This window comes from uncultured Pseudomonas sp. (genome assembly GCF_913777995.1).
Lineage (GTDB): Bacteria > Pseudomonadota > Gammaproteobacteria > Pseudomonadales > Pseudomonadaceae > Aquipseudomonas.
The window spans coordinates 1-26,334 of the sequence record NZ_CAJYVE010000039.1; the positions used below are offsets into that span (position 1 = coordinate 1).

The 26,334-nt window shown below is 60.8% G+C and carries 25 protein-coding genes and 3 tRNA genes; 8 read left to right on the plus strand and 20 right to left on the minus strand.

The features are described from left to right. Window positions 1–86: 86 nt before the first annotated feature. The 17 genes from QZ497_RS16820 to QZ497_RS16900 form a co-directional block, all read right to left on the minus strand. A tRNA-Lys gene (locus QZ497_RS16820) sits at window positions 87–162 on the minus strand. A 60-nt stretch (window positions 163–222) separates the two neighbouring features. Then, window positions 223–897, minus strand: coding sequence for a 7-cyano-7-deazaguanine synthase QueC (gene queC, locus QZ497_RS16825; protein WP_295476991.1), 675 nt, complete (start codon window positions 895–897; stop codon window positions 223–225). Window positions 898–910: 13 nt separating this feature from the next. Continuing rightward, a complete protein-coding gene (queE, locus tag QZ497_RS16830) occupies window positions 911–1,558 on the minus strand; it encodes a 7-carboxy-7-deazaguanine synthase QueE (protein WP_295476993.1) in 648 nt (215 codons plus the stop codon). A 177-nt stretch (window positions 1,559–1,735) separates the two neighbouring features. After that, window positions 1,736–2,545, minus strand: a complete 810-nt coding sequence (gene ybgF, locus QZ497_RS16835) for a tol-pal system protein YbgF (RefSeq protein WP_295476995.1) — start codon at window positions 2,543–2,545, stop codon at window positions 1,736–1,738. Between the two features lie 6 nt (window positions 2,546–2,551). Beyond that, window positions 2,552–3,052 (minus strand): peptidoglycan-associated lipoprotein Pal, encoded by a 501-nt coding sequence (gene pal, locus QZ497_RS16840; protein WP_295476997.1) that lies wholly within the window; start codon window positions 3,050–3,052, stop codon window positions 2,552–2,554. Window positions 3,053–3,107: 55 nt separating this feature from the next. Next, on the minus strand, window positions 3,108–4,388 hold the full coding sequence (gene tolB, locus QZ497_RS16845) for a Tol-Pal system beta propeller repeat protein TolB (protein WP_295477207.1): 1,281 nt from the start codon (window positions 4,386–4,388) through the stop codon (window positions 3,108–3,110). Between the two features lie 17 nt (window positions 4,389–4,405). Then, the gene (tolA, locus tag QZ497_RS16850) at window positions 4,406–5,482 is read right to left on the minus strand and encodes a cell envelope integrity protein TolA (RefSeq protein WP_295476998.1); all 1,077 of its coding nucleotides are present in this window, start codon (window positions 5,480–5,482) and stop codon (window positions 4,406–4,408) included. Next, on the minus strand, window positions 5,482–5,937 hold the full coding sequence (tolR, locus tag QZ497_RS16855) for a protein TolR (protein ID WP_295477209.1): 456 nt from the start codon (window positions 5,935–5,937) through the stop codon (window positions 5,482–5,484). The genes tolA and tolR overlap by 1 nt, the downstream gene beginning before the upstream one ends. Window positions 5,938–5,960: 23 nt before the next feature. Next, complete coding sequence (gene tolQ, locus QZ497_RS16860) at window positions 5,961–6,626, minus strand: protein TolQ (protein ID WP_295477211.1); 666 nt, start codon at window positions 6,624–6,626, stop codon at window positions 5,961–5,963. A gap of 19 nt (window positions 6,627–6,645) precedes the next feature. Then, a complete protein-coding gene (gene ybgC / locus QZ497_RS16865) occupies window positions 6,646–7,125 on the minus strand; it encodes a tol-pal system-associated acyl-CoA thioesterase (protein ID WP_295477000.1) in 480 nt (159 codons plus the stop codon). A 136-nt stretch (window positions 7,126–7,261) separates the two neighbouring features. Next, window positions 7,262–8,320 (minus strand): Holliday junction branch migration DNA helicase RuvB, encoded by a 1,059-nt coding sequence (gene ruvB, locus QZ497_RS16870; RefSeq protein ID WP_295477002.1) that lies wholly within the window; start codon window positions 8,318–8,320, stop codon window positions 7,262–7,264. Further along, complete coding sequence (ruvA, locus tag QZ497_RS16875) at window positions 8,321–8,929, minus strand: Holliday junction branch migration protein RuvA (RefSeq protein WP_295477004.1); 609 nt, start codon at window positions 8,927–8,929, stop codon at window positions 8,321–8,323. It lies immediately after the preceding gene. A 91-nt stretch (window positions 8,930–9,020) separates the two neighbouring features. Continuing rightward, complete coding sequence (ruvC, locus tag QZ497_RS16880) at window positions 9,021–9,545, minus strand: crossover junction endodeoxyribonuclease RuvC (protein ID WP_295477006.1); 525 nt, start codon at window positions 9,543–9,545, stop codon at window positions 9,021–9,023. Between the two features lie 117 nt (window positions 9,546–9,662). Further along, a complete protein-coding gene (locus QZ497_RS16885) occupies window positions 9,663–10,409 on the minus strand; it encodes a YebC/PmpR family DNA-binding transcriptional regulator (protein WP_295477008.1) in 747 nt (248 codons plus the stop codon). Between the two features lie 175 nt (window positions 10,410–10,584). Further along, entirely contained in the window at window positions 10,585–12,360 is a 1,776-nt protein-coding gene (aspS, locus tag QZ497_RS16890) for an aspartate--tRNA ligase (RefSeq protein WP_295477010.1), read from the minus strand. Between the two features lie 277 nt (window positions 12,361–12,637). Then, window positions 12,638–12,967: a ribbon-helix-helix domain-containing protein gene (locus QZ497_RS16895; protein ID WP_295477012.1), complete on the minus strand. Its 330-nt coding sequence runs from the start codon at window positions 12,965–12,967 to the stop codon at window positions 12,638–12,640. A 269-nt stretch (window positions 12,968–13,236) separates the two neighbouring features. Further along, window positions 13,237–13,710 (minus strand): Dps family protein, encoded by a 474-nt coding sequence (locus QZ497_RS16900; RefSeq protein WP_295477014.1) that lies wholly within the window; start codon window positions 13,708–13,710, stop codon window positions 13,237–13,239. Between the two features lie 383 nt (window positions 13,711–14,093). Between QZ497_RS16900 and QZ497_RS16905 the strand changes: the two genes are divergently transcribed. Beyond that, a complete protein-coding gene (locus QZ497_RS16905) occupies window positions 14,094–14,699 on the plus strand; it encodes a cold-shock protein (RefSeq protein WP_295477015.1) in 606 nt (201 codons plus the stop codon). Between the two features lie 55 nt (window positions 14,700–14,754). Here the strand turns inward: QZ497_RS16905 and QZ497_RS16910 are convergent, their stop codons facing one another. Both QZ497_RS16910 and QZ497_RS16915 read right to left on the minus strand, forming a co-directional pair. Further along, entirely contained in the window at window positions 14,755–14,961 is a 207-nt protein-coding gene (locus QZ497_RS16910) for a SlyX family protein (protein WP_295477017.1), read from the minus strand. Next, window positions 14,958–15,386, minus strand: coding sequence for an HIT domain-containing protein (locus tag QZ497_RS16915; protein ID WP_295477019.1), 429 nt, complete (start codon window positions 15,384–15,386; stop codon window positions 14,958–14,960). The genes QZ497_RS16910 and QZ497_RS16915 overlap by 4 nt, the downstream gene beginning before the upstream one ends. Window positions 15,387–16,097: 711 nt before the next feature. Between QZ497_RS16915 and QZ497_RS16920 the strand changes: the two genes are divergently transcribed. The 3 genes from QZ497_RS16920 to QZ497_RS16930 all read left to right on the plus strand — a co-directional run bounded on the left by QZ497_RS16920 (window position 16,098) and on the right by QZ497_RS16930 (window position 20,339). Beyond that, on the plus strand, window positions 16,098–17,423 hold the full coding sequence (locus tag QZ497_RS16920) for an OprD family porin (protein WP_295477021.1): 1,326 nt from the start codon (window positions 16,098–16,100) through the stop codon (window positions 17,421–17,423). A gap of 172 nt (window positions 17,424–17,595) precedes the next feature. Further along, window positions 17,596–19,311, plus strand: coding sequence for a proline--tRNA ligase (locus tag QZ497_RS16925; RefSeq protein WP_295477023.1), 1,716 nt, complete (start codon window positions 17,596–17,598; stop codon window positions 19,309–19,311). Between the two features lie 71 nt (window positions 19,312–19,382). Further along, complete coding sequence (locus tag QZ497_RS16930; protein WP_295477025.1) at window positions 19,383–20,339, plus strand: hypothetical protein; 957 nt, start codon at window positions 19,383–19,385, stop codon at window positions 20,337–20,339. A gap of 2 nt (window positions 20,340–20,341) precedes the next feature. Here QZ497_RS16930 and dinB read toward each other — a convergent pair whose 3' ends face one another. After that, complete coding sequence (dinB, locus tag QZ497_RS16935; protein ID WP_295477027.1) at window positions 20,342–21,400, minus strand: DNA polymerase IV; 1,059 nt, start codon at window positions 21,398–21,400, stop codon at window positions 20,342–20,344. Window positions 21,401–21,636: 236 nt separating this feature from the next. On the opposite strand from dinB, the gene QZ497_RS16940 reads away from it, so the two are divergent. The 4 genes from QZ497_RS16940 (at window position 21,637) to QZ497_RS16955 (ending at window position 26,329) form a co-directional block, all read left to right on the plus strand. Further along, window positions 21,637–21,713, plus strand: a tRNA-Met gene (locus tag QZ497_RS16940). A gap of 131 nt (window positions 21,714–21,844) precedes the next feature. Beyond that, a tRNA-Met gene (locus QZ497_RS16945) sits at window positions 21,845–21,921 on the plus strand. Between the two features lie 443 nt (window positions 21,922–22,364). Further along, a complete protein-coding gene (gene mprF / locus QZ497_RS16950; RefSeq protein ID WP_295477029.1) occupies window positions 22,365–25,007 on the plus strand; it encodes a bifunctional lysylphosphatidylglycerol flippase/synthetase MprF in 2,643 nt (880 codons plus the stop codon). Continuing rightward, window positions 25,007–26,329: an AcvB/VirJ family lysyl-phosphatidylglycerol hydrolase gene (locus tag QZ497_RS16955; protein WP_295477031.1), complete on the plus strand. Its 1,323-nt coding sequence runs from the start codon at window positions 25,007–25,009 to the stop codon at window positions 26,327–26,329. Before mprF ends, QZ497_RS16955 begins: the two co-directional genes overlap by 1 nt. Window positions 26,330–26,334: the final 5 nt, after the last annotated feature.

The following is a 26,334-nucleotide window of genomic DNA, read 5'->3' on the forward strand; positions in this document are numbered from 1 at the left end:
AGCGCCCTTAAGGTTCGCTCCAGACGGCTGTATGACCTGACCTTCTGCTACGAAAGCCCCGACCATGTCTTTTCCGCCTTAAAAGGTGGTGGGTCGTGTAGGATTCGAACCTACGACCAATTGGTTAAAAGCCAACTGCTCTACCAACTGAGCTAACGACCCGTTGGATGGCCCGTATATTACTGATTTTTCTCAGTAATTCAACACCTTCCTGAAAAAAAATTAAAAATATCGCGTCGGGTCGGCGACACCAGCGGCGGCAAAGCCTTCTGCGCGCAGGCGGCAGCTGTCGCATTTGCCGCAGGCACGGCCTTGATCGTCGGCTTGGTAGCACGATACTGTCAGCGAGTAATCCACGCCCAGCTGTACACCGGCCTTGATGATGTCGGCCTTGCTGAGGTTCTGCAGCGGCGCACGGATCTTGAAGCCCTGCCCTTCCACGCCAGCCTTGGTGGCCAGGTTGGCCAGACGCTCGAAGGCCTCGACGAACTCGGGACGGCAGTCTGGGTAGCCGGAGTAGTCCACGGCGTTGACGCCGATGAAGATGTCCTGGGCCTGCAGGACTTCGGCCCAACCCAGGGCCAGGGACAGGAACACGGTGTTGCGCGCCGGCACGTAGGTCACCGGAATGCCCTCGGTGGGCGCCTCGGGTACGTCGATGGTGCTGTCGGTAAGAGCCGAGCCGCCCATGCCGTCGAGGTTCAAGCCGATGACCTTGTGGTCGGCAGCACCCAGGTTGCGTGCCACCTGTGCGGCAGCGTTGAGCTCCGCGCGGTGACGCTGGCCGTAGTCGAAGCTCATGGTGTAGCAGGTATAGCCTTCGGCCTGGGCCATGGCCACGACCGTGGCGGAATCCAGGCCACCGGACAGCAGGATGACGGCTTTCTTGTCGCTCATGATTTCTCTCCTCTCAGCGCCCTGGTTCGTCGTTCCAGAGCAGCTTGTGCAATTGCATCTGGAACCGCACCGGCAGGTTGTCTGCCACGATCCAGTCGGACAGGTCGCTGGCTTTCAGTTCATGATGGCTCGCCGAAAACAGCACTTCACCGGCGCGCTGATCCAGCTGGTACTGGATCAGCTTGGACACGGCCCAGTCGTAGTCATCACGGGAGCAGATCACGAACTTCACCTGATCGTTGCGGGTCAGCAGCTCAATGTTCTCGTAGCGGTTGCGCGCCACTTCCTTGGAGCCCGGCGTCTTGAGGTCCACGACCCGACTGACCCGCGTGTCGACCGCCGAGATGTCCAGCGCCCCACTGGTTTCCAGCGAAACCTCATAGCCAGCGTCACACAGGCGCTGCAGCAAGGGAATGGCGTTGGGCTGGGCCAGCGGCTCGCCACCGGTGACGCATACATAACGAGGCCGCCAGCTGGCGACTTTCTCGACGATGGCGTCCAGGGTCATGAGCGTGCCGCCACTGAACGCATAGGCGCTGTCGCAGTATTGGCACCTGAGAGGGCAGCCAGTGAGCCGCACGAATACCGTGGGCAGGCCGGCCGTTCGGGTTTCACCCTGCAGCGAGTGAAAGATTTCGGTGATGCGTAATGTGTCTTGCATGGGGGCCACGGGCGTAACAGCTAAACAGGCCGTCCGCCTCCGTCAGGCACTTCAAGGCACCCGCGAGCGCGCGATGCAATGAAGCGAAATCAATGTTGACCGATATTTCGGGTGGGCGATTCTAACGAAAAAAGCCGCGACAGGCGCGGCTTTCTCGAACAGGCAACGGTCGCGACTTCAGAGACGCTGAAGATCGCGCTGGGCCAACTGGGCAGCAGAGGTGTTCGGGTACTGCGACACGACCTGCTGGAGGATACCTTTGACCTTGTCGGTATGACCCAGACGGCGCTCCACATCGGCCAGCTTGTACAGCGAATCCGGCACCTTGGCGTGCTTCGGATACAGCTGGCTGACCTTGGCGAAGGCCTGGCCGGCGCCCTGGAGGTCGCCTTTGGCCAGGTTCACTTCACCCAGCCAGTACTGGGCATTGCCCGCATAACTGCTGTTGGGATACTTGCGCAGGAAAGCGGCAAAGGCCTGACTGGCCTTGTCGAAATCCTTGGCTTTCACCAGGTCGAAGGCTGCTTCGTAATAAAGCTTTTCCTTCGCCGGATCGGCAGGTTCGGTACCGGCTGCTGGAGCCTGGCTGGTCGAAGCCGAGGGTGCACTGCCGGCATCGCTTGGAGCGTTGCCAGCAGGAGCGGAATTGTTGTTCGCAGCGGCTGCACCACTGACGATACGTTGGTCGAGGTCCTGATAACGCTCCAGAGCTTCCTGCTTCATGCGCTGGATATCGTTCTGCTGGACTTCGAGCATGCCACGCAGACGGGAGATTTCTTCCTGCATCTGCTGCAGCTGCATGAACAGCTGACCCTGTGCCGAGGGCTGGGCCGTAGCCCCTCCCCCGGCATAGGCGCCGGACGTGCCATAACCCGATGGCGGATAACTGCTACCAGAGCCGGTATTGTCACCGACCACAGGAACCGCACCCCACGCAGTGAGCGGCAGGGCGAGGGCCAAAACGGTTAGAGCACGGCGGCACGTCATATCGAATTACTTACGCAGTTCGACGCGACGGTTCTGAGCCCAGGACTGCTCGTCGTTGCCGGTAGCAACTGGACGCTCTTCGCCGTAGGAAACGACTTCCAGCTGAGCTGGGGAAACGCCCTGCAGAACCAGGTAACGCTGAACGGCTTTCGCACGACGCTCGCCCAGAGCCAGGTTGTATTCACGAGTACCGCGCTCGTCGGTGTTGCCTTCCAGAACGACGCGAGCGCCGTTGGCTTTCAGGTCCTTGGCGTGAACGTCCAGAGCGCGCATGGCTTCTGGCTTCAGGTCCGAGCTGTCGTATTCGAAGTAGAAGGTGGTGATTGCGCGCAGAGCAGCTTCTTCGCTCAGGCTGCCGTCAACAGCACCAGTGTTGGCGCCGTAGCCAGCGTTAGGGTCGACTGCACCACCAGCACCGGCGTTGTCGCCGCCTTTGGAGGAGCAACCTACTGCTACAGCCATGGCCAGAGCCAGCGCAGCAAACTTACCAAACTTCAGCATTTCCATCTTGAAACTCCTAATGAACCCCAGTGTGTTAAGCAAAAACTTGTGTTGCGCCGCGTCAGTTCAGGTAAGGGGACCAGGACGGTTCTCTGACTTCGCCTTGAGCGGTAGGAAGCGGGAGCCTCACGCGTCCGTTAATGGACACGAGCATCAAGACTCCCCGGCCCTGCTGGCGGGTGGCGTAGATTACCATGGTGCCGTTGGGCGCAACAGTAGGTGACTCATCAAGGTTGCTATCCGTGAGAATTTTTACACTTCCACGGGCCAGATCCTGCGCAGCGACCTTGAAGTTGGTGAAACCATCCTGACGGTGAATCATGACCAGGGTCTTTTCATCGGCCGACAGTTTCGGGTTGGCATTATAGTTACCCACGAAGGTTACGCGCTGTGCGCCGCCGCCACCGATGCTGGTCTTGTAGATCTGTGGCTTGCCGCCACGGTCGGAGGTGAAGTAGATGGTCGAACCATCACGACCGAAGAACGGCTCGGTGTCGATCGACGGATCGTTGGTCACGCGAGTCAACTGACGGCTGGCCATGTCGATCACGTAGATCTCCGGGTTGCCATCCTTGGAGAGCACGAACGCCAGTTTGTTGCCATCGGGCGACCAGGCCGGCGCACCGTTGAGGCCTTCGAAGTTGGTGATCTGCTCACGACGACCGGTATCAATGTGCTGAACGAAGATACGCGGACGTTTCTGCTCGAACGAGACATAGGCGATGCGCTTGCCATCCGGCGCGAAGCGCGGCGACAGGATCGGCTCACGCGACTGCAGCAGGGTCACCGCACGGGCACCGTCGTAGTCCGAACGCTGCAGGGTGTAGCGAGTGTTGTTTTCCGAGAAACGCTCGGCAGTTACATAAAGGATACGGGTAGAGAACGCGCCCTTGATGCCGGTGAGCTTTTCGAACGACTGGTCGGAAATATAGTGCGCCATGTCACGCAGCTGGTCGGTGGTACCCGACACGTTCCCGGTCAGCACCTGCTGCTCGGTGGCTACGTTGAACAATGCGTAGGACACCTGCAGACGACCACCGGACGGCACGATGTTGCCGACCATGACGTACTGTGCACCCAGCGCTTTCCAGTCACGGAAGATGACTTCGCTGGCCTGGGCAGGCTGGCTGATCATGTTCTGCCGTGGAATCGGCGAGTAGTAGCCCGAGTTGCGCAGGTCATTGCCGATGATCTCGGCCATGTCGTCCGGCAGGACGTTACCGCCCTGCCAGCCGAATGGAACCACAGCGATCGGCGTGGCACGGTCACTGCCGCTGGTGACCAGAATGTTCTTTTCTTCCGCTACGGCCAGTCCTGCCGCGCAGCAAAGAACCAAAAGCAGTCCTCGAAGAAGGTTAATCACAAGGCTAGATCCTCTGGTGTGAATGTCATCTTGAATGAACGATAGGGTGCGAACTCAGCCGGCTTCAGACCCTGCATTTCTGTCAAACGCCCAATATTCTTGACCGCTGCGACTGCAGAGCTGTCGAACGGACCGTCTCCGCTGGACTTGGCGACGGTTACCGAAGTCACCGTACCGTCCGGCAGCATGCCGATCTGCAGAACCACAGCCATGCCTTTGCGAGCCGATGGCGGACGCGCCCAGCCTTCCGAAGCACGCATGCGAATCAGGTCGTCGAAGCTGCCCGCCACCTGGTCCCCCACCTCGTCGGCCAGGGTCTGCTGACGCTCGGTCTTGTCCGAAAGCAAGTCGGCCAATGCCTGCGCCTTCTTGTCCTCGGCGGCCTTGCGCGCCGCTTCCTGAGCCTTCTTCGCCGCAGCGTCCGCAGCCGCCTTCTTCTTGGCGTCTTCGGCGGCTTTTTTCTTGGCGTCCTCGGCGGCCTTTTTCTTGGCCTCGTCGGCTGCCTTTTTCTTGGCTTCCTCGGCGGCGGCCTTCTTGGCGTCTTCCTCGGCTTTTTTCTTGGCTTCTTCTTCGGCCTTCTTCTTGGCTATATCAGCCAATTGTTTCTCTTCGGCCTTTTTCGCCTCAGCCGCCTTTTTGGCTTCATCGGCCGCCTTGCGGGCCTCTTCGGCTTTCTGTTCGGCAGCTTTCTGCTCGGCAGCCTTCTTGGCCTCTTCGGCAGCCTTCTGTTCCTGGGCCTTTTGAGCTTCTTCGGCTTTCTTTTGTTCCGCCGCCTTTACAGCTTCCTGCTTCTGCTGCTCGATCTTTTTCTGTTCCAGCTGCTCGGTCTCGGTCTGCCGTGCAGCGTTCTTCTTCGCCTCGCCAGCGATCTTCTGGTTGGTCTGGGTAGTGGCCTGGCTCTTGGACTTGAGCTGGTACAGCGTAGCCTGAACGACAGGCTTCGCCTCCGGCAGCTCAGGTGTCATGGCGAAACTGACAAAGAGCATGCCGAAGATCAGGATGTGCAGGGCAACTGCCCAGACACTGGGCCAGAAGTAGCTTTCCGAGGCGGATGGCTCTCGAATTGGCTGCATCAGGGTGCCTCGGTAATCAGGCCGACGTTGGCGATACCCGCTTTCTGCAGGCCGCCCATGGTGACCATGACCGATCCATAGTCGACAGCCTTGTCACCGCGGATGAACACCTGGGTCTGCTTGCCAGCATCACGCCCGGCCGCGACGATCTTGGTCACGGCACTGGTCAGTTGCGGCAAGGTCATCGCCTTGTCCATCTGCTTGTCGGTATCGACTTCGCTGCCAAGGTTCCAGTAATAGGTCTTGTCGGCCTTGATCGAAATGGTCAGGACCTGGTTGTTGTTGTCCTGCGGCAGGGCCTCACTGGAGACCTTGGGCAGATCGACCTTCACACCCTGGTTGATCATGGGAGCCGTGACCATGAAGATGACCAGCAGTACCAACATCACGTCGATGTAGGGCACCACGTTCATTTCGGCGACCGGCCGGCGTTTGTTGCGACGATCTCGAGCGATCAAAGCCATGGGGAATTACCTGCTCAGTCTTCGCTGGTGTGCACTTTACGGTGCAGGATGGCCTGGAACTCGTCGGCGAAGGTGTAGTAGCGGCCGATCAGAGTCTCGGTGCGCGCAGCGAAACGGTTGTAGGCCATTACGGCCGGGATCGCGGCGAACAGGCCGATGGCCGTGGCGATCAGAGCCTCGGCGATACCCGGTGCAACGGTGGCCAGGGTGGCCTGTTGCGCGGTGGCCAGGCCACGGAAGGAGTTCATGATGCCCCATACGGTACCGAACAGGCCGACGTAGGGACTGGTGGAGCCGACGGTTGCCAGGAATGGCAGGCCGGTTTCCAGCTTCTCTTCCTCGCGGGAGATGGCCACGCGCATGGCACGCGCCACACCTTCCATGACCGCGTCAGGGTCGACCCCGGGCTGCTGGCGCAGGCGGGAGAATTCCTTGAAGCCGGCACGGAAGATCTGCTCCACGCCCGAATCCGGGTCCGGATTGCTGCCGGCCTGGCGGTAGAGCTTGGAGAGATCGATACCCGACCAGAAACGCTCCTCGAAGCTGTCCAGGGCACGACGGCCCGCGCGAATCATGTTGCTACGCTGGAAAATCATGACCCACGAGGCGATCGAGGCCGCCACCAGGCTCAGCATCACCAACTGCACGACGATGCTGGCATTGCTGACCAAACTCCACATGGAGGTATGGTCGACGACGTTAGCAGCTTCCACGTTCTATCTCCTGCTCTGAATCTGAATGTTGGCCCGTGCCACACGACTGCTCGGCGAACGCGGTTCGCAGCGCTTCGGGTATGGCGCGGGGTCTGAAACTGTCGGCGCTGACACACGCCACCAGGAACTGCCCTTCGCAGAGCAGCGTCGCATCGGCGACCCGGGTCACCTGCTGACGAAAGCGCAGGCTGGCACGGTTCAATTCGATGACTTGCGCACTGATCGACAGTTCGTCGTCCAGGCGCGCGGGTTTGTGGTAACGCGCTTCACTGGAATGCACGACGAACAACAGGTTCTCATCGGCCAGCGTGGACTGGTTGAACCCCAGTTGCCGCAGCTGTTCGGTGCGAGCCCGCTCCATGAATTTCAGGTAATTGACGTAATAGACGACGCCGCCGGCATCGGTGTCTTCGTAATAGACGCGACAGCGATGGGCGAACGCCTGAACCCCGTTTTGCGCGCGCATACTCTAGTGCTTACTCCTCGGGTTGCCAATCGGGTGAGGCAACTGTTTTTCAAGGTTTTTCCTGTCGCCCCCGGCCTTTTCGACGCCAGGGCCATTCCGGCCCACCCTTGCAGGGGCGGCGCCGGCCAGGCACTCATTAGTCGGCGCGATCATCAACAGGTTCCTCGACCGCTGGCAAATCGCCCATACGCCCGGGAAGATTCAGCCCGAAATGCAGGTAGGCATGCCGGGTGACCACTCGTCCACGCGGGGTGCGCATGATGTACCCCTGCTGGATCAGGTAGGGTTCGAGCACGTCCTCGATGGTGTGGCGCTCCTCGCTAATTGCGGCAGCCAGGCTGTCGACACCCACGGGCCCGCCATCGAACTTTTCAATCATGGTCAGCAGCAGGCGCCGGTCCTGATGGTCGAAGCCATGCTCGTCGACATCCAGCAGGTTGAGCGCCTTGTCCGCCGCCTGACGCGTGATGTGCCCGTTACCACGCACCTGCGCGAAGTCACGTACCCGACGCAGCAACCGGTTGGCGATCCGCGGCGTACCGCGGGCGCGCCGGGCGATCTCGAAGGCGCCCTCCGGGTCGATGGCCAGGCCCAGGATGCCAGCCGAGCGCGACACGATGGTCGACAGGTCGGCGGTGCTGTAGAACTCCAGGCGCTGCACGATGCCGAAGCGGTCACGCAGCGGATTGGTCAGCATCCCGGCGCGCGTGGTAGCGCCCACCAGGGTAAAGGGAGGCAGGTCGAGCTTGATCGAACGAGCCGCCGGCCCTTCGCCGATCATGATGTCCAACTGGAAATCCTCCATCGCCGGATACAGCACCTCTTCGACGATGGGTGAAAGACGGTGGATTTCGTCGATGAACAGGACGTCGTTGGGCTCCAGGTTGGTGAGGATGGCCGCCAGGTCACCTGGCCGCTCCAGCACCGGGCCGGAGGTACTCTTGATCGAGACGTTCATTTCCTGGGCGATGATGTTCGCCAGGGTGGTCTTGCCCAGCCCGGGCGGGCCGAAGATCAGGGTGTGGTCCAAAGATTCACTGCGCCCACGCGCCGCCTGGATGAACAGCTCCATCTGCTCGCGCACGGCCGGCTGGCCAATATAGTCGGCCAGGCTGAGCGGCCTGATGGCGCGGTCGAACTGCTCTTCTCGATCACGCCCGCTGCCGGCACTGATGAGACGGTCGGCTTCTATCACTTAGGCCATCCCCTTCAGGGCGCGGCGGATCAGCTCTGCACTGCTCAAGTCTTTTTCCTTGATGGCGGAGACGGCCTTGCTCGCCTCCTGAGGTTTGTAGCCCAGCGTGACCAGTGCACTGATCGCGTCGCTTTCGGCGCTGGCGACCGGCTCGATCGGGCTGGGCCCATTGGAAACCAGGGTGAAGACGCCCGGCAAGGCCTCCCAGGCCTTGAAGCGGTCCTTGAGCTCGACCAGCAGACGCTCGGCAGTTTTCTTGCCCACACCGGGAACGCGGGTCAGCGCCGAGGTGTCTTGGGCCTGCACGCAACGCACCAGCTCGTCGACCTCCAGGCCCGACATCAGCGCCAGGGCCAGCTTGGGGCCCACGCCGTTGAGACGGATCAGCTCGCGAAACATTTCCCGATCACGTTTTTCGAAGAACCCATAGAGCAGGTGCGCATCCTCGCGCACCACCAGGTGGGTGTGCAAAGTGACCACCTCACCGACATGTGGCAACCGGTACAGCGTGGTCATGGGCACTTCCAGCTCGTAGCCGACGCCATTGACATCCAGCACCAGGTTAGGCGGCTGCTTCTCAACCAGAGCACCACGTAAACGTCCAATCACCTAATCAGATCCTATATCGTCCCGCGCCCAGGCGAAAAATGGACACATTCCCAACCGCAGGCAAGTGAAAAAATGCGAGCGGATGATGCAATCAGAGCCGCAACCGACCCCGACGACTGCGCGCTGCACCCAGGCCGTGAGGCACCAGACTGGAACGCGTATGCGCATGACAAAGCGCAATGGCCAGGGCGTCCGAGGCGTCGACCTGGGGCTTGGTGGTGAGCTTGAGCAGATGCATGACCATCAGCATCACCTGTTCCTTGTTCGCCCCGCCGGTGCCGGCCACGGCCTGCTTGACCTGCGTAGCCGTATATTCGGCGATCTCCAGACTCTCCTCGGCACCCGCGACGATGGCGGCACCCCGCGCCTGCCCCAGCTTCAGCGCCGAATCAGCATTGCGCGCCATGAACACTTTCTCGATGCCCATGGTCACCGGCCCGTAGGTCTGGATCACCTCGCGTACGCCACGAAAAACGATCTGCAAACGCTCATGCAGCTCGCCGTCACCGGTACGGATACAACCGGAGGCCACGTATACGCAGCCTCGCCCCGTATCGCGAACGACGCCATAGCCGGTAATTCGCGACCCGGGGTCGATGCCTAGAATGAGAGTCATAACGCCTGCCGCCCGGCCCCGCTGTCTATACCACCTGAAAACAGACACCGAAGGCGCGCCGCGAAGTCGAGACTCCTGCGGCGCACCTTCGGTGCCCTGGCCCCGCCCAGACGTGGATCAGCTCAGCTGTTCCATGACGTCTTCGGGAATTTCCGCGTTCGAATAGACGTTCTGCACGTCATCGAGGTCTTCTAGCATGTCGATAAGCTTGAGCACCTTCTGCGCACCGTCGAGGTCCAGCACCGCACTGGTGCTGGGCAATAGCACGATCTCGGCGTCGTGGCCCTGGAACCCAGCCGCCTCCAGCGCGTTGCGCACGGCATAGAAACTGGCGAAGGACGTGAACACGTCGATGGAACCGTCCGGGTTGGTCACCACATCGTCGGCGTCGGCCTCCATGGCCGCTTCCATCAGGGCATCTTCGTCGGTGCCTGCCGCGAAGCTGATCTGCCCCTTGCGATCGAACAGGTAGGCCACCGAACCGTCGGTGCCCAGGTTACCGCCACATTTGCTGAACGCATGGCGCACCGCAGCGGCGGTGCGGTTGCGGTTGTCGGTCATGGCCTCGACCATCACCGCCACGCCGCCCGGGCCGTAGCCTTCGTAGCTCAGCTCAACGACATCGTCACCGTCGGTCGCGCCCACGCCCCGGGCAATCGCGCGGTCAATGGTGTCGCGAGTCATGTTGGCGCCCAGCGCCTTGTCCAGCGCCAGACGCAGGCGCGGGTTGGATCCGGGGTCGCCGCCGCCCTGGCGGGCTGCGACGGTCAGCTCACGAATCCACTTGGTAAAGATCTTGCCCTTCTTGGCATCCTGACGCTCTTTGCGGTGCTTGATGTTCGCCCACTTGGAATGACCTGCCATTTCTTGCTCCAGATTCTTTCGCAAATACATAAGGGGCTGTTGACCTTGCAACGCGACACACGCGCTGCAACGTCAACAGCCCCTGGTTTCTCGCCCGCGAAACGGGCGAGAAGATCGACTGCCTGATACAGGGGCGGCCTGCAGGGCGTGTGCGTGGCACACGCCCCACCGCGCCTTACTCGGCCTTCTGCTGCTCGCGCAAGCGAATGTGCAGCTCGCGCAAGGCCTTGGCATCCACCACACCCGGTGCCTGGGTCATGACGTCCGCAGCACTCTGGGTTTTCGGGAAGGCGATGACCTCACGGATCGACTGGGCGCCGGTCATCAGCATTACCAGGCGATCCAGACCGAAGGCCAGGCCACCGTGTGGTGGTGCGCCGTATTTCAGCGCATCGAGCAGGAAGCCGAACTTCTCCTGCTGCTCGTCTTCGGAGATGCCCAGGATACGGAATACCGCCTGCTGCATTTCCTTGCGGTGGATACGGATCGAACCACCACCCAGCTCGGTACCGTTGAGCACCATGTCGTAGGCACGCGACAGCGCCTGGCCAGGGTTGGCCTCAAGCTCCTCGGGAGAGCACTTAGGCGCGGTGAAGGGGTGGTGCAGGGCCGACAGAGAACCGTCGTCGTTTTCCTCGAACATCGGGAAGTCCACGACCCACATTGGGGCCCACTCACAGGTGTGCAGCTTGAGGTCATTGCCCAGGCGGATACGCAGGGCACCCAGCGCTTCGCTGACGATCTTGAACTTGTCGGCACCGAAGAACACGATGTCGCCATCGACCGCACCCACGCGATCCAGGATCACATTGAGGTTGTCCTCAGGGATGAACTTGACGATCGGCGACTGCAGGCCCTCGACGCCCTTGGCGCGCTCGTTGACCTTGATGTAGGCCAGGCCCTTGGCACCGTAGATGCCAACGAACTTGGTGTAGTCGTCGATCTGGCTGCGTGCCATGCCGGCAGCACCGGGTACACGCAGGGCGGCAACGCGGCCTTTAGGATCGTTGGCCGGGCCACTGAACACCTTGAAGTCCACAGCGGTGAGCTGGTCGGCGACGTCGACCAACTCCAGCGGAATACGCAGGTCTGGCTTGTCCGAACCGTAGCGGCGCATGGCCTCTTCGAACGGCATGTGCGGGAATTCGCCGAACTCGACGTCCAGCACTTCCTTGAACAGCTGACGAACCATCTTTTCGGTCAGACCGATGATGTCTGCCTCTTCCAGGAAGCTGGTTTCGATGTCGATCTGGGTGAATTCCGGCTGGCGGTCGGCACGCAGGTCTTCGTCACGGAAGCACTTGGCGATCTGGTAGTAGCGATCGAAGCCCGCGACCATCAGCAGTTGCTTGAACAGCTGGGGCGACTGCGGCAGTGCGAAGAAGCTGCCGGGGTGGGTACGGCTGGGTACCAGGTAATCGCGGGCGCCCTCAGGCGTGGCGCGAGTCAGGATCGGCGTCTCGACGTCCAGGAAACCGTTCTCGTCGAGGTAGCGGCGAATGCTGCTGGTGATCCGCGAACGCAGGCGCAGTTTCTCGGCCATTTCCGGACGACGCAGGTCGATGAAGCGGTAGCGCAGGCGGGTTTCCTCGCCGACGTCGGAGTATTCGTTGAGCGGGAACGGCGGCGTCTCGGCCTCGTTCAGGACCTGCAGCTCGTAGCCGAGGATCTCGATGGCACCGGAGGCGATGTTGGTGTTTACCGCACCGGCCGGGCGGGCACGCACCTTGCCGACCACCTTGACCACGTATTCGCTGCGCACACGATCGGCTGCAGCGAAGGTCTCGGCGCGATCAGGGTCGAATACCACCTGGGCCATACCTTCACGGTCACGGATATCGAGGAAAATAACCCCTCCGTGGTCACGACGACGATGGACCCATCCGCAAAGGGTAACTTCCTGACCTTCCAGACTCTCGTTCAGTTGGCCGCAATAGTGGCTGCGCATCATGATGGTGTATTCACTTCCCGTAATTCGATTTCAGTGGAGGCTCGATCCTCCCTGGCGTGGGCCCAATAGTGCAAGAGCCGGGACATGCAGTTCAAGCCGGACCGCCCACGCGCAGGCATGCCTGTTGGCAGACGCAGCAGTATATAGGGTTAATTGAGCACGCGCAGCCGCCGAACCCACCCGCGAGGATACGGAGGGTTCGGAGCTGCACTGCTGACCTGTACGCACCAGTGGGGCACAGCAGGAAAACCGCCACTCCAGAACATCTCTCACAGGTTCAAGACGAAGCCTGTGACTTGAGAAGGTGCGCAACGCAGACAACGCGAATGAGCCCGCTGAAGTTCTTGACGCCGCCATAACGCAAATGAACTTCCCGATCGATATTGGATAACACCGCATTGATCGAGCAATTCTTTGAATGCGCAATGGCCGAGAGAATATTCCAGTAGATATTCTCAAGACGCAGACATGTTGCCAGACCATTGAGCCTCACCGATTTGGAATGAGGCTGCGCGAGCCCCATGCTGAAGCCCTCGATGAACGGGTCGCCAGGGAGTGCGCCGGAGCAAGGAACGTCCCTGACCTCAAGCTTCAAACCTTGAACCATGATAATCACCACCTCTGAACAAGCATTTCAGACAACAGAAAGAAACATTCGAAAACAATAAATGCACCTTTATAAAGCCCGAAAGCAACGCACTTATCCAGAAGGCCCGACACTCAAACGACGTAGGACATAACAACAACATGAGAAGGAATAAGACTGTAATACAGCCTTACGCCAAGATAGTCGGAGAAAAGCAATAAATAGATATATAAACTTGTAACAGGCTCGACCCAAGGCAGCATCGCGAGATGCCGCCCCAGGCCGGAAGATCAGCGGGCTTCCAGCATCGAACGCAGCATCCACGCGGTCTTCTCATGAACCTGCATGCGCTGGGTCAGCAAATCGGCCGTTGGCTCGTCACTGACCTTGTCGAGCAGCGGGAAGATACTGCGAGCGGTACGCACGACCGCCTCCTGCCCCTGCACCAGGCTCTTGATCATGTCCTCGGCAGAAGGCACACCCTCTTCTTCCTTGATGGACGACAGACGAGCGTAGGTCGAATAGGTGCCTGGGGCCGGGAAGCCCAGCGCACGAATACGCTCGGCGATGGAGTCCACGGCCAATGCCAGCTCGTTGTACTGCTCTTCGAACATCAGGTGCAGGGTGCGGAACATCGGACCACTGACGTTCCAGTGAAAATTGTGAGTCTTGAGGTACAGCACGTAGGTATCGGCCAACAGATGGGAAAGTCCGTCGACGATGGATTTGCGATCCTCTTCACTGATACCGATATCGATTGCCATGATTCATCTCCTTGTATAAGGCTCAAAAGAACTCGATGGAGCACACTCTACCAGAGCCCGAGGCAGGTGCAGCCCTATCGACACGATAGAAAAACCGGATCCCTGCCCCACCCAGCGCGACCGATAGCCCGATCGCGCCCAACTCCGTCAGCAGCGAACACCACGGCGGATACGACCGCAGCGCCCGGGCATCGTTTGAGTAGACCCGTCCTTTGCTGTTAAATACACCGCGTGTCGTTACAGCCAGCATCTCGCACGTTCACTGCCGGCGTAACCCATAGGCAGGTAAAGCGCGCGTGCATCACGCCTTCCATTCTCTTTTGAAGCGTACCGCGCGCTGCCGGCTATTTCCTTGTGTTCCATTCTGATACGAGCTTTATAAAATGTTGAAAATCGTCCACCTGGTAACAGGGGCAGCCGCCTTGCTGCTGTCCTTGATACCCAGCCTGCGCAGTGAAGCGTTCTCTTCTTACCTGCTGCAACCCGATGCGCTTTACCTGGCATTCTTCGGCCTGCTCAACCTGCTGCTCGCGCCGGTCATTCCGCACTGGAAAAAAGGCCCGCGGCGCAGCCTGCAGAACCTGGTCAGCGTTTTGCTGGTCCTCGCCGTCGTCGCCCAGACCTTGACACTACTGGTTCCACTGCCACCTGTCGGCGAACAGCCCGCCGTACTGTTCGCACTGGGCATCACCCTGCTCGCAATCCTCCTGCACTTGATCACCACCCTCTACAAGCGTTCGCCCGCACCAGTACCGCAAAGCCACGAAGTGGGCCAGCGCGATACAGGCACGGTGAAGTGGTTCAACTCCTCGAAGGGCTTCGGCTTCATCTCCCGTGACTCGGGCGATGACATCTTCGTGCATTTCCGCGCCATTCGCGGCGAAGGCCATCGAGTCTTGGTGGAAGGCCAGCGCGTGGAGTTCTCGGTAATGAACCGCGACAAGGGCCTGCAAGCCGAAGACGTAGTAGCAGCCGCACCGCGCCGCTGAGCACCGCAGAAATGAAAAAGCCCCGCCAGTGCGGGGCTTTTTCATGCCACAACGATCAGTAATGCGGCGGCGGCACATCATCTTCGAAACCATCCATGCGATGGCTCATCTCTTCCTGCCGCTTGGCGACCAGCATGAGCTGCTGCTGCAGGCGATCAATGACACGCTGCTGACCCACCAGTACGTCATTGAGCGCCTGAATGGTGTCATCCTGAAACGCCAGGCGGCTTTCCAGCTCCATAACCCTCGACTCAAGACTCATAAGCCCTCCTCGAAACGAAACTCCGCAGGCATCGCTGCCCGAAGTCGATCGACGATGCCCGCCACCTGAGCGGGCGAGTACGGCTGTGCAGGCAACTTGCCCCATACCGGAGCAGGCCACGCCCCATCGTCGGTCTTGCGCACGATGACATGCATGTGCAACTGACTGACGACGTTACCCAGGGCCGCAACGTTGAGTTTATCAGCGACGAACACCACCTTCAGAAGGCGCGCCAACTCGGTGGTTTCACGCCACAACTGGGCCTGGTCTTCGACATCCAGCTCGAAGACTTCGCTGATACCTGGACGACGCGGCACCAGGATGAACCACGGGTACTGCGCATCATTGCTCAGCAGCACACGGCAAAGAGGAAAGTCACCCAGCGGCAGGGTGTCTTGCTGCAGGCGCGAATCAAGAACGAACACGAGGGGAGCTCCATGAGCGCAGGTAATGAAGGAAAGACAGGCAACAAGGATAACAAACCCGGCAAGACGAGTCAGTGCGCCCTGCCTGGCGACACTCGTCGACGAAGCCCTGCGAGCACTCGCCCCCTCTCCGCCGTCGCAATACGACAGCAAGGACTGATTTGAGGCACACCGACGAACGCACGCACCAAAAAGAACCACGAGTGTGTAGCTGGCATACCCAAATACCGTCCGATGCGTGCCACCGATCATGAACCGGTAACACTTTTTGACGCATGCTCTGTGAGCCCCCGAAAAAATCGAATCGCTGGCAAAACAGCCTTAAAAACACAAATAATCCTTTTAAAACATTAGGTTATGCGGATATCTGAATCCGAAATCTGCGTTTTTCACAATTTTTTTTCATTTTCGGGAACTTTGTGCACGCTTGTTGCTTTATCACCATCGCGCCAACGCATGGACACTGGGAGCAACAGTGACAGGCTGGCAGGAGAATTGCTTCAGCGCTGAAACCCAGAAAAGTCACTTCTTGCACAAAAGCGACATTTTCAGCGACTTAAGTATCATTTTCGACGAAATTGACGTATACAGATCGGTACCCCCGATCGGCGTGGGTCCAGTTTCGCCGATACAAAAAAAGAAAAGAGTCACCCCGGAGCACAACTCGCACGGGGCGGCGAGAAACTTCTAAAAACCAAAGGAGCAATCACGATGAGAGTGATGAAGTGGAGCGCAATCGCATTGGCCGTTGCGGCGGCAGCCAGCACCCAACTGGCTTCGGCTGCGCCGTTCGTCAGCGACCAGGCAGACGCCAAGGGTTTCGTTGAAGGCAGCTCGCTGAACCTGAAAGCGCGTAACTACTACTACAACCGCAACAAGAAAGACGGCGCGGTTGACGACAAGGACTGGACCCAAGGCTTCTGGGGCAACTACAGCTCCGGTTACACCCAGGGCACCATCGGTGTAGGCGTTGACGCCTACGGCTATGTGGGCTTCAACCTGGACGGCCAGGACAAGTACTCCGGCTCCGGCAACCTGCAGACCGACAGCCAGGGCCGCAACTCGGACAGCTACGGCAAAGCCGGCGGCGCTGTTAAATTCCGCGTATCGAAGACCGAATTGAAAGTCGGCGACCTGCAGCCTACCAGCCCGGTCTTCGCTGTAGGCGGCTCCCGCCTGCTGCCACAAACCGCCAACGGTATCAGCCTGCAGAGCAGCGAGATCACCGGCCTGGATCTGGAAGGCGGTCACTTCACTTCGACCACCAGCCAGGACGAAACCAACCGCAGCGGTGAAATCTGGGCGACCTACGCCGGTGTTACCGCCAAGTCCGCCGATTTCGTAGGTGGCAAATACGCCATCACCGACAGCCTGGGCGTTGCCCTGTACGGCGCCAAGCTGGAAGACGTCTGGAACCAGTACTACGCCAACGTGAACTACGCCCTGCCACTGGGCGGCGATCAGTCCCTGGCCTTCGACGCCAACCTGTATCGCACTGTTGACGAAGGTTCGGCCAAGGCCGGTTCGATCAGCAACACCGCGTTCTCCGGCTCCATGGCCTACTCCTTCCTGGCAGCCCACACCGTGACCGTGGCCTTCCAGAAGGTCAACGGTGACACTCCGTTCGACTACATCGGTACCGGTAACAACAACCGCGGTGGCGACTCGATCTTCCTGAACAACTCCATCCAGTACTCCGACTTCAACGGTCCAGGCGAGAAATCCGCCCAGGTTCGCTACGACCTGAACATGGCACCGTACGGCGTACCAGGCCTGAGCTTCATGACCCGTTACGTCAAGGGCTGGGACATCGACGGCACCAACACCCCGTCCAACAGCACCTACACTGGCCTGTATGGCGCCGACGGCAAGCACCACGAAACCAACGTCGAAGCCAAGTACGTGCTGCAGTCGGGCCCTGCCAAGGACCTGTCGTTCCGCATCCGTCAATCCTGGCACCGTGCCAACGCCGACCAGGGCGAAGGCAACATCGACGAATTCCGTCTGATCGTCGACTATCCGATCTCGGTTCTGTAATCCAGACCTCGATCGACGCTGTACCGAAGCCCGGCTCTTGCCGGGCTTCTTCTTTATATACAACCCGCCCTTGTATAGCCGCGCCTTGGCAGAGGCCTCGCCCTGTACTCCCCTGGCACAGCGCCGTACAATGCCGGGTCTTTTCAGTCCCAGGCAACCGACACGGCTTATCATGCGCACCAGTCAATTTTTGCTCGCCACACAGAAAGAAACCCCTTCCGATGCGGTCGTGGTCAGCCATCAGCTGATGCTGCGTGCCGGCATGATTCGCAAGCTGGCTTCGGGCCTCTACACCTGGCTGCCCATGGGCCTGCGCGTGCTGCGCAAGGTCGAAGCCATCGTTCGCGAAGAGATGGACGCCGCTGGCGCACTGGAAATCCTCATGCCAGGCATCCAGCCCGCAGAGCTGTGGCAGGAATCTGGCCGCTGGGAGCAGTACGGTCCTGAGCTGATGCGCCTGGTCGACCGCCACGCGCGGGACTTCTGCCTGGGCCCGACCCACGAGGAAGTCATCACCGACCTGGCACGCAACGAGCTGAACAGCTACAAGCAGCTGCCGATCAACATGTACCAGATCCAGACCAAGTTCCGTGACGAGATTCGCCCTCGTTTCGGCCTGATGCGCGGTCGCGAGTTCGTGATGAAGGACGCCTACTCCTTCCACGCCGACCAGGCTTCGCTGCAGGAAACCTACGACCGCATGCACCAGGCCTACAGCAACGTATTCAGCCGCCTGGGCCTGAAATTCCGTCCCGTCGAGGCCGACAACGGTTCGATCGGCGGTGCCGGCTCCCACGAGTTCCACGTCCTGGCCGAGTCCGGCGAAGACGATATCGTATTCAGCAACGGCTCGGACTACGCCGCCAACATCGAGAAGGCCGAGGCCTTTCCACAGGAAAAGAGCCGCCCGGCCGCGACCGAAGAACTGCGCCTGGTCGACACCCCGAATGCCAAGACCATCGCCCAGCTGGTGGAAGGATTCGGTCTGCCGATCGAGAAAACCGTCAAGACCCTGGTGGTACATGCCGCCGAAGAAGGCAAGCTGATCGCGCTGATCGTGCGCGGCGATCACGAACTCAATGAAATCAAGGCCGCCAAGCTCGAGCAGGTCGCCAGCCCGTTGACCATGGCCAGCGAAGCCGAGCTGCGTGACGCCATCGGTGCCGGTGCAGGCTCGCTGGGCCCGCTGAACCTGCCACTGCCTTGCATCATCGACCGCTCCGTAGAGCTGATGAGCGACTTCGCCGTGGGCGCCAACATCGACGACAAGCACTACTTCGGCGTCAACTGGGAGCGCGACCTGCCGGTTCCACAGGTTGCCGACCTGCGCAATGTAGTCAGTGGCGACCCAAGTCCGGATGGCAAGGGCGTGCTGGAAATCAAGCGCGGCATCGAAGTCGGACACATCTTCCAGCTCGGCACCAAGTACAGCGAGGCGATGAAGTGCCAGGTACTGGGCGAGAACGGCAAGCCGATCGACCTGATCATGGGCTGCTACGGCATCGGTGTTTCCCGCGTAGTGGCAGCCGCCATCGAGCAGAACTACGACGACAACGGCATCATCTGGAACGACACGCTGACCCCCTTCCATATCGCCCTCGTGCCACTGCGCTACGAGACCGACGCCGTGCGCGAAGCGACCGACAAGCTGTATGCCGAACTCACCGCCGCCGGCTTCGAGGTGCTGCTCGACGACCGCGACAAGAAGACCAGCCCAGGCAACAAGTTTGCCGACATGGAACTGATCGGCATTCCGCACCGCATCGTGGTCAGCGACCGTGGCCTGGCCGACGGTAATATCGAGTACAAGAGCCGGACCGAGTCGCAGCCACAGGCCGTCGCCCTCGCCGACTTGCTGTCGTTCATCCAGGGCCGCATCAAGCGCTGAGCCGATGGCGCATCCGCCTCAGGGCGGATGCGCCACAGCAGCCCTGTGCACCCACGATATCCAGAGAGCCCATGTTCAAGCGAAGCCCCCTGAGCCTCGGCAGCGCGGCGCTATGCACCAGCCTGCTGGTCAGCGGTTGCGCCAATCACATGTCGCAACGCAGCGAGCACGAAGAGCGCGTAGAGCGCAAGCTGCTCGAGCACACCCTGCAGATCGATGTCGGCGAGCCCAAGACGCTGGAGCTGCCACAACGTCGCATCCGCATCAACGAACACAAGTCATTCGAAGTCACCGAGTTCGAAGTGACACGTCATTACGACCGTTACACCCCCTACCAGCCCTGGCGGGAGATCTACGAGATCCCGCTTGGTGCGGTCGCCGTGGTGGCCGGAGTCGGCGCCAATGTGGTGAACGTCTTCACCCTCGGCAACCTGCCGGACAGCGTGACCCACGACTGGATCAGCTATGGACTGGCAGGTCTCAACCCGTTCATGAACGCACCGTCCCACGGCCGCGCCGAACAGAATCTGGCCGGTATCGACGAAGTCCAGCAGGACAAGCGCATCGAGAAATCCACCCTGCCATGGAACGAACGCCCGGTCAGCATCAAGGCCGGCGCCTCGACCCACGAGCTGAGTACCGACCGCAATGGCGTGCTGCGCCTGAACCTGCTGGATAGCCCATTCGCCGAACAGGATCTGCGCCATATCACTCGCCTGTACATCAGCGCCGAAGACGAGCAGGACAACGCCCACGCCAGCGAGAGCCTGCCGATCAGCCGCAACCTGCGTGGCAAGCTGCTCGAAGCACACGACCTGATCTACGACGACCTGGAAGATGACGAGGTCAGCCAGTGGGTGCACCGGGTCAAGCGCCTCGCCGAACTGGGGCTGGACGAACAGGCCAGCGACCTGGAACAGAGCCTGCTGGAACTGACCCGCAATGACCCGCAGCTGCAGGACGAACTGATCAAGTCGCTGGCCCGCGACGCGGGTCGCTTGGTCGCGCCAACCGCTGCGGACGATTGAGGCTAGCTGAACAGCTCCAGCTGCTCGTGTGCGCCGCGAAGGTCATGCAGGCGCACCCCCACTCCCAATAGCCTTACCGGCTTGCCGCCGCGGGCGAAGGCCTGGGTCAGCAACTGCTGATAACTGGCAAGGTCCCAGCCTGCCCCCGCCTGTTCCAGAGTGGTCTGGGAAAAATCATGAAACTTGACCTTCACGAAGGGTTTTCCCGGCCGATACTGGCCATCCAGGCGGGCCATACGCTTTTCCAGCGAGTCCAGAAGCTCCGGCAGCCTGGCCAGACAGCTGGCCAGGTCGGGCAGATCGGTGTCGTAAGTGTTTTCCACGCTTACCGACTGTCGACGGCTGTCGCTCTGCACCGGCCGCTCATCGATGCCCCGTGCGAGATTCCATAGTCGCTCGCCGAAACTGCCGAACTCACGAACCAGCGCCAACTTCTGCCAACCCAACAGGTCCTGGCAATTGATGATGCCGAGCCGCCCCAGTTTGTCCGCGGTCACCTTGCCTACACCATGCAGCTTGCTGACCGGCAGGCCCGAGACGAAATCCTCCACCTGGTCCGGGGTAATGACGAACAGGCCATTGGGCTTTTTCCAGTCGCTGGCGATCTTGGCCAGAAACTTGTTGGGCGCGACCCCGGCCGACACCGTGATATGCAGCTGGCTGGAGACGCGCCGGCGTATATCCTGGGCAATACGCGTGGCACTTCCGGAAAAGCGCAGCGACTCGGAAACGTCCAGGTAGGCCTCATCCAGGGAAAGCGGTTCGATCAGGTCGGTGTAATCGCGAAAGATCGCCTGGATTTCCCGCGATGCTTCCTTATAGGCATCCATCCTTGGCTTGACGACAGTCAGGTCCGGACAGAGCTTGAGTGCATGTCGTGATGACATGGCCGAGCGCACCCCGTAGGCGCGTGCTTCGTAATTGCAGGTGGCGATGACCCCGCGCCGCTCTGCCGACCCGCCGACCGCCAGGGGAATACCGGCCAGATGCGGGTGGTCGCGCATTTCTATGGCCGCGTAGAAGCAGTCGCAATCGATATGGATGATTTTGCGTTGGGCCATGCCGCAGGATCACTGAACGAGGCGCGCCAGTATCTCACTGCCCTGCGCGGGCCGAAACCTGCGAGGCGGAGGAAATGACCACCTGACAGACGCCAGATTGCATACGTCTACTGGAAAAGATCCGCCAAATATCCACTACGCCATCGTGCAAAACCGGTAAACAATTGAAGAAAAAGCATTTTTCAAAAAAACCAGTTGACACGCCTCAGCAGCTCTGTAGAATTGCCACCCACAGGCGCGGGATGGAGCAGCCTGGTAGCTCGTCGGGCTCATAACCCGAAGGTCGTCGGTTCAAATCCGGCTCCCGCAACCAGTTTCAAGAAAGGCCACTCGAAAGAGTGGCCTTTTTTTTGGCCTGCATTCTCTGCCCAATGGGGTCGCTCTGTTTTTTTCGCACTCAAGCTTGACAACCAGCCATTAGGCTGTAGAATGCCGCCTCACAGACGCGGGATGGAGCAGCCTGGTAGCTCGTCGGGCTCATAACCCGAAGGTCGTCGGTTCAAATCCGGCTCCCGCAACCAGCTTTACGAAAAGGCCACTTGAAAAAGTGGCCTTTTTGCATGCCTGGAAAAAAGTCGTCACGCCCTCCTCCCCTTGCTTAAAACCGAACGCAAGTCATTGATAAAAAACTGTTTAGCCTGCACACACAGAACCCCCTATGATCGCCTGGCAGGCGAATGCATCGGCCACGATAGATTTTCGTTTCACTGCCGATACGTTTATGACTAGTCTCAACAGATGTAACCGTTGATCCGGTATACCGTGACGCGCCAGCCTCGCGCCGGCTGCCAACAGTCGCCTGGCCAGCATTTTTTCTGAATCATGGCTGAACAGTTGAACCCTGCTCCATTGGCTATTCGCTCGTCAGCCGCTGACGCGCTAACATCTCGACATCTTTTTGCGTAGGGATCGGTAACTTGGCTGTAGACCTCAATCCTGTCGCGCACACTCCAGGACGTGAATGATGCGCGACAATTCGTCTGATACCTCCGAAGCCGTGACGGCTAATCACCCCATACAGTCTGCGCGACTCCGATGGCTGGAGCGGCTCAGTAAATATCGCCAGGCCATCGGGCTGGGGGTGATGCTGGTGCTGTTCGGCATGGCGCTGATCGCCTGCCGTCACATGCTCATCGAAATGGACTTCTATGCCCTGCGCGATGCGCTCTACGCCGTGCCGTTGCCTTCCCTGGGTGGCGCCCTGCTGGCGGCGATTATCGGTTACGTGGTGCTGATGGGCTACGAGTTTTCCGCAGCCCGCTATGCTGGCGTCAAGCTGCCGGCCAAGACGCTGCTGCTGGGCGGTTTCACATCGTTCGCCATCGGTAACGCCGTGGGTCTGTCGATGTTGTCCGGCGGCTCGGTGCGCTACCGTCTCTATTCGCGCAACGGCATCGGTGCGATCGAAATCGCCCGCATGACCGTATTCGCCAGTCTGTCGCTGGGCTGTGCGCTGCCGCCCCTCGCGGCCATCGCCACCCTGAGCAACCTGCCGGGGGCCTCCCTGGCGCTAAAGCTGCCGGTAGACGTACTTGCAAGCGTTGCCATCGCGGTCCTGGCCGTAAGCCTGATCCTCGCCGTGGCAGTGTATCGGCGCCGCCTGCCGGAGCAGGACGTTCCCGATGTGCTGCTGGTCAGTGCCGGACGCCGATCACTGCGCCTGCCCGGCCTGCGCCTGACCCTGGTGCAACTGGTCATCACCGCGCTCGACGTGGTCGCTGCCGCGCTGGTGTTGTACCTGCTGCTGCCCCAGGCACCACCGCTGGGCGCCTTCATTCTGGTCTACCTGCTGGCCCTGGCGGCCGGCGTGCTCAGCCATGTACCGGGCGGTGTCGGGGTGTTCGAGGCCGTGCTGCTGGCGGCGTTCGCCAATGAACTGGGCGCCGCGCCCCTGGCCGCCGCACTGCTGCTGTATCGCCTGATGTACGTGGTGTTGCCGCTGCTGCTGGCCTGTCTGACGCTGCTGTTCACCGAAGCCAAGCGCCTGTTGTTCGCGCGCCAGGCCCTGCGGGTGGCGTCCGGGCTGGGCGCGCCGATCCTTGCCCTATTGGTGTTTCTTTCTGGTGTAGTACTGCTGTTTTCCGGCGCCACCCCAGAAATCGACACCCGCCTGGAAAACGTCGGCTTTCTGATTCCTCACCGTCTGATCGACGCTTCGCACTTCGGTGCCAGCCTGGTTGGCGTGCTGTGCCTGCTATTGGCCCAGGGCCTGCGTCGTCGCCTGTCGGCGGCCTGGGTGCTGACGGTGATCCTGCTGCTGGTCGGTGCCGTGCTGTCGATGCTCAAGGGCTTCGATTGGGAAGAGGCCTGCATGCTGGTGCTCACGGCCATACTGCTGGTCACCTTCCGCCGCTCGTTCTACCGCCCCAGCCGCCTGCTGGAGCTGCCGTTTTCGCCACTCTACGTCATCGCCAGCATGTGCGTGGTCGGTGCGTCGATCTGGCTGCTGTTGTTCGCCTATCAGGACGTGCCCTACAGCCATCAGTTGTGGTGGCAATTCACCCTGGATGCCGATGCCCCGCGCGGCCTGCGCTCGGCCCTGGGCAGCGCGGTACTGCTGTTGGTAGTGTCCTTGACTTGGCTGCTGCGCACCGCCCGGCCAGGCATCAAGCTTCCCGACGCGGCCGATCTGGACAAGGCTGCCGAGATTCTCAAGGCTTCCAACCAGCCGGACGGCGGCCTGGCGCTGACCGGTGACAAGGCCATTCTGTTTCACCCGGACAACAACGCCTTCCTGATGTACTCGCACCGTGGACGCAGCCTGGTGGCGCTGTACGACCCGGTCGGCCCTGCGCAGCAGCGCGCCGAGCTGATCTGGCAGTTCCGCGATCTGTGCGACGTGCACCATGCCCGCCCGGTGTTCTACCAGGTCCGCGCAGAGAACCTGCCCTACTACATGGACATCGGCCTGACCGCGATCAAGCTGGGTGAAGAAGCACGGGTCGACCTGCGGCGCTTCGATATCGACGCCAAGGGCAAGGAGATGAAAGACCTGCGCTACACCTGGAACCGCGGCAGCCGCGACGGCCTGAGCCTGGAGATCCACGAAGCCGGCCAGGCGCCGCTCGAGGAACTGAAAGCCATCTCCGACGCCTGGCTGACCGGCAAGAACGTACGCGAGAAAGGCTTTTCCCTGGGCCGCTTCACTCCGGAATACCTGCGCTACTTCCGCGTGGCGATCATTCGCTTCCAGGACAAGCCGGTGGCCTTCGCCAACCTGCTGGAGACCTCCGGCCTGGAACTGGCTAGTCTCGACCTGATGCGCGCCCACCCGGACGCGCCGAAGTCGACCATGGAATTCATGATGATCGGCCTGATCCAGCACTACAAAGCCCAGGGCTACGCCCGCTTCAGCCTGGGCATGGTGCCGTTGTCGGGCCTGCAACCGCGGCGTGGCGCGCCGCTGACCCAGCGGCTCGGCTCGATGGTCTTCCGTCGCGGCGAGCAGCTCTACAACTTCCAGGGCCTGCGCCGCTTCAAGGACAAGTTCCAGCCTGACTGGGAGCCCCGCTACATGGCCGTGCCCGCCGGACTCGATCCGCTGGTGGCCCTGGCCGATACCGCCGCCCTGATTGCAGGCGGCCTGACTGGATTGGTGAAACGCTGATGATTCGACGTGTGTGGCGCTACGTACTCCTGGTGCTGGCGATTATTCTCATTGCAGCGCTGGGTGCGTGGTTCTGGCACCGCCCACCGACGCCTGCGACCCTGGAACATGCCAACCTGGAAGACGGCACGGCGATTACCCGGGTAACCCCGGCCAGCCGGGTCAAGACTCGCATCGCCCTGGCCGTGAGTACCAAGGACAAGCTTAGCGACAAGCAGCTGCAGGCACTGGGTACCGACGCCGGCGCCAGCGTGATTCAGGTCGAGTTGCCCGCCGATGACTGCGTGTTGCAGGAAAAGGTCTTCCAGGCCGCCCTGCAGAAGCTCGACGGCCCGGCACAGGTGGTGGGCGGCATCGGCCATGGCGCAACCCTGGCGTGGCGCTGGCTGGCCACGCAGGATAACGACAAGGCCCAGGCCATTTCGGTGGGTTTCGCCCTGCAACACGTTTCCAACCCGCCTCCCGAGGTCGAGGAAGGCGAAACCCCGCCACAGATCTGCGACGTCCCCCTGCCCCAGAAAGCCCCGCACGGGCACTGGCTGGCCGCCTTCAACGACGCACCGGACGATCCGAGCGCCGCATTCGTGCGCGACCAACCCAACGCAGAGACCAGCATCAGCGACTATGACATTCCGTTGCCGCAGGTGCTGAACACCGAACTGCGCCATCTGCTGCTCGGCGAGAATGACACCGGCGGTTCTGGCGTACCGACCGTCGAAGTGCCGTCCGCCCAGAGCAGCGACACTGTGACCCTGTTCCTTTCCGGCGACGGCGGCTGGCGTGACCTCGACAAAGTGGTGGCCGGCGACATGGCCAAGGTCGGCTACCCAGTGGTGGGTATCGACGTGCTGCGCTACTACTGGGAGCGCAAGTCGCCCGAGCAGACTGCGGCCGACCTGACCGAGCTGATGAACCACTATCGCCAGAAGTGGGGCTCCAAGCGCTTCATTCTCGCCGGCTACTCCTTCGGTGCCGACGTCCTGCCGGCGATCTACAACCGCATGGCCCCCGAGGACCAGGAGCGTATCGACGGCATCATCCTGCTGGCCTTCGCCCGCAGCGGCAACTTCGAAATCCACGTCGATGGCTGGCTGGGCAACGCCGGCACCGAGGCCAAGACCGGACCGGAAATGGCCAAGCTGCCCGCCAACAAGGTGCTCTGCGTATACGGCGCCGAAGAGAAGAAGGACAGCGGCTGCACCGACACCACTGCCGTGGGCGAGGTGCTGGAGCTGCCCGGCGGCCATCACTTCGACGAAAACTACCCGGCCCTGGCCAAGCGCCTGATGCACAAGATCGACCAGTGGCAGGGCAAGCCCTGATCCAT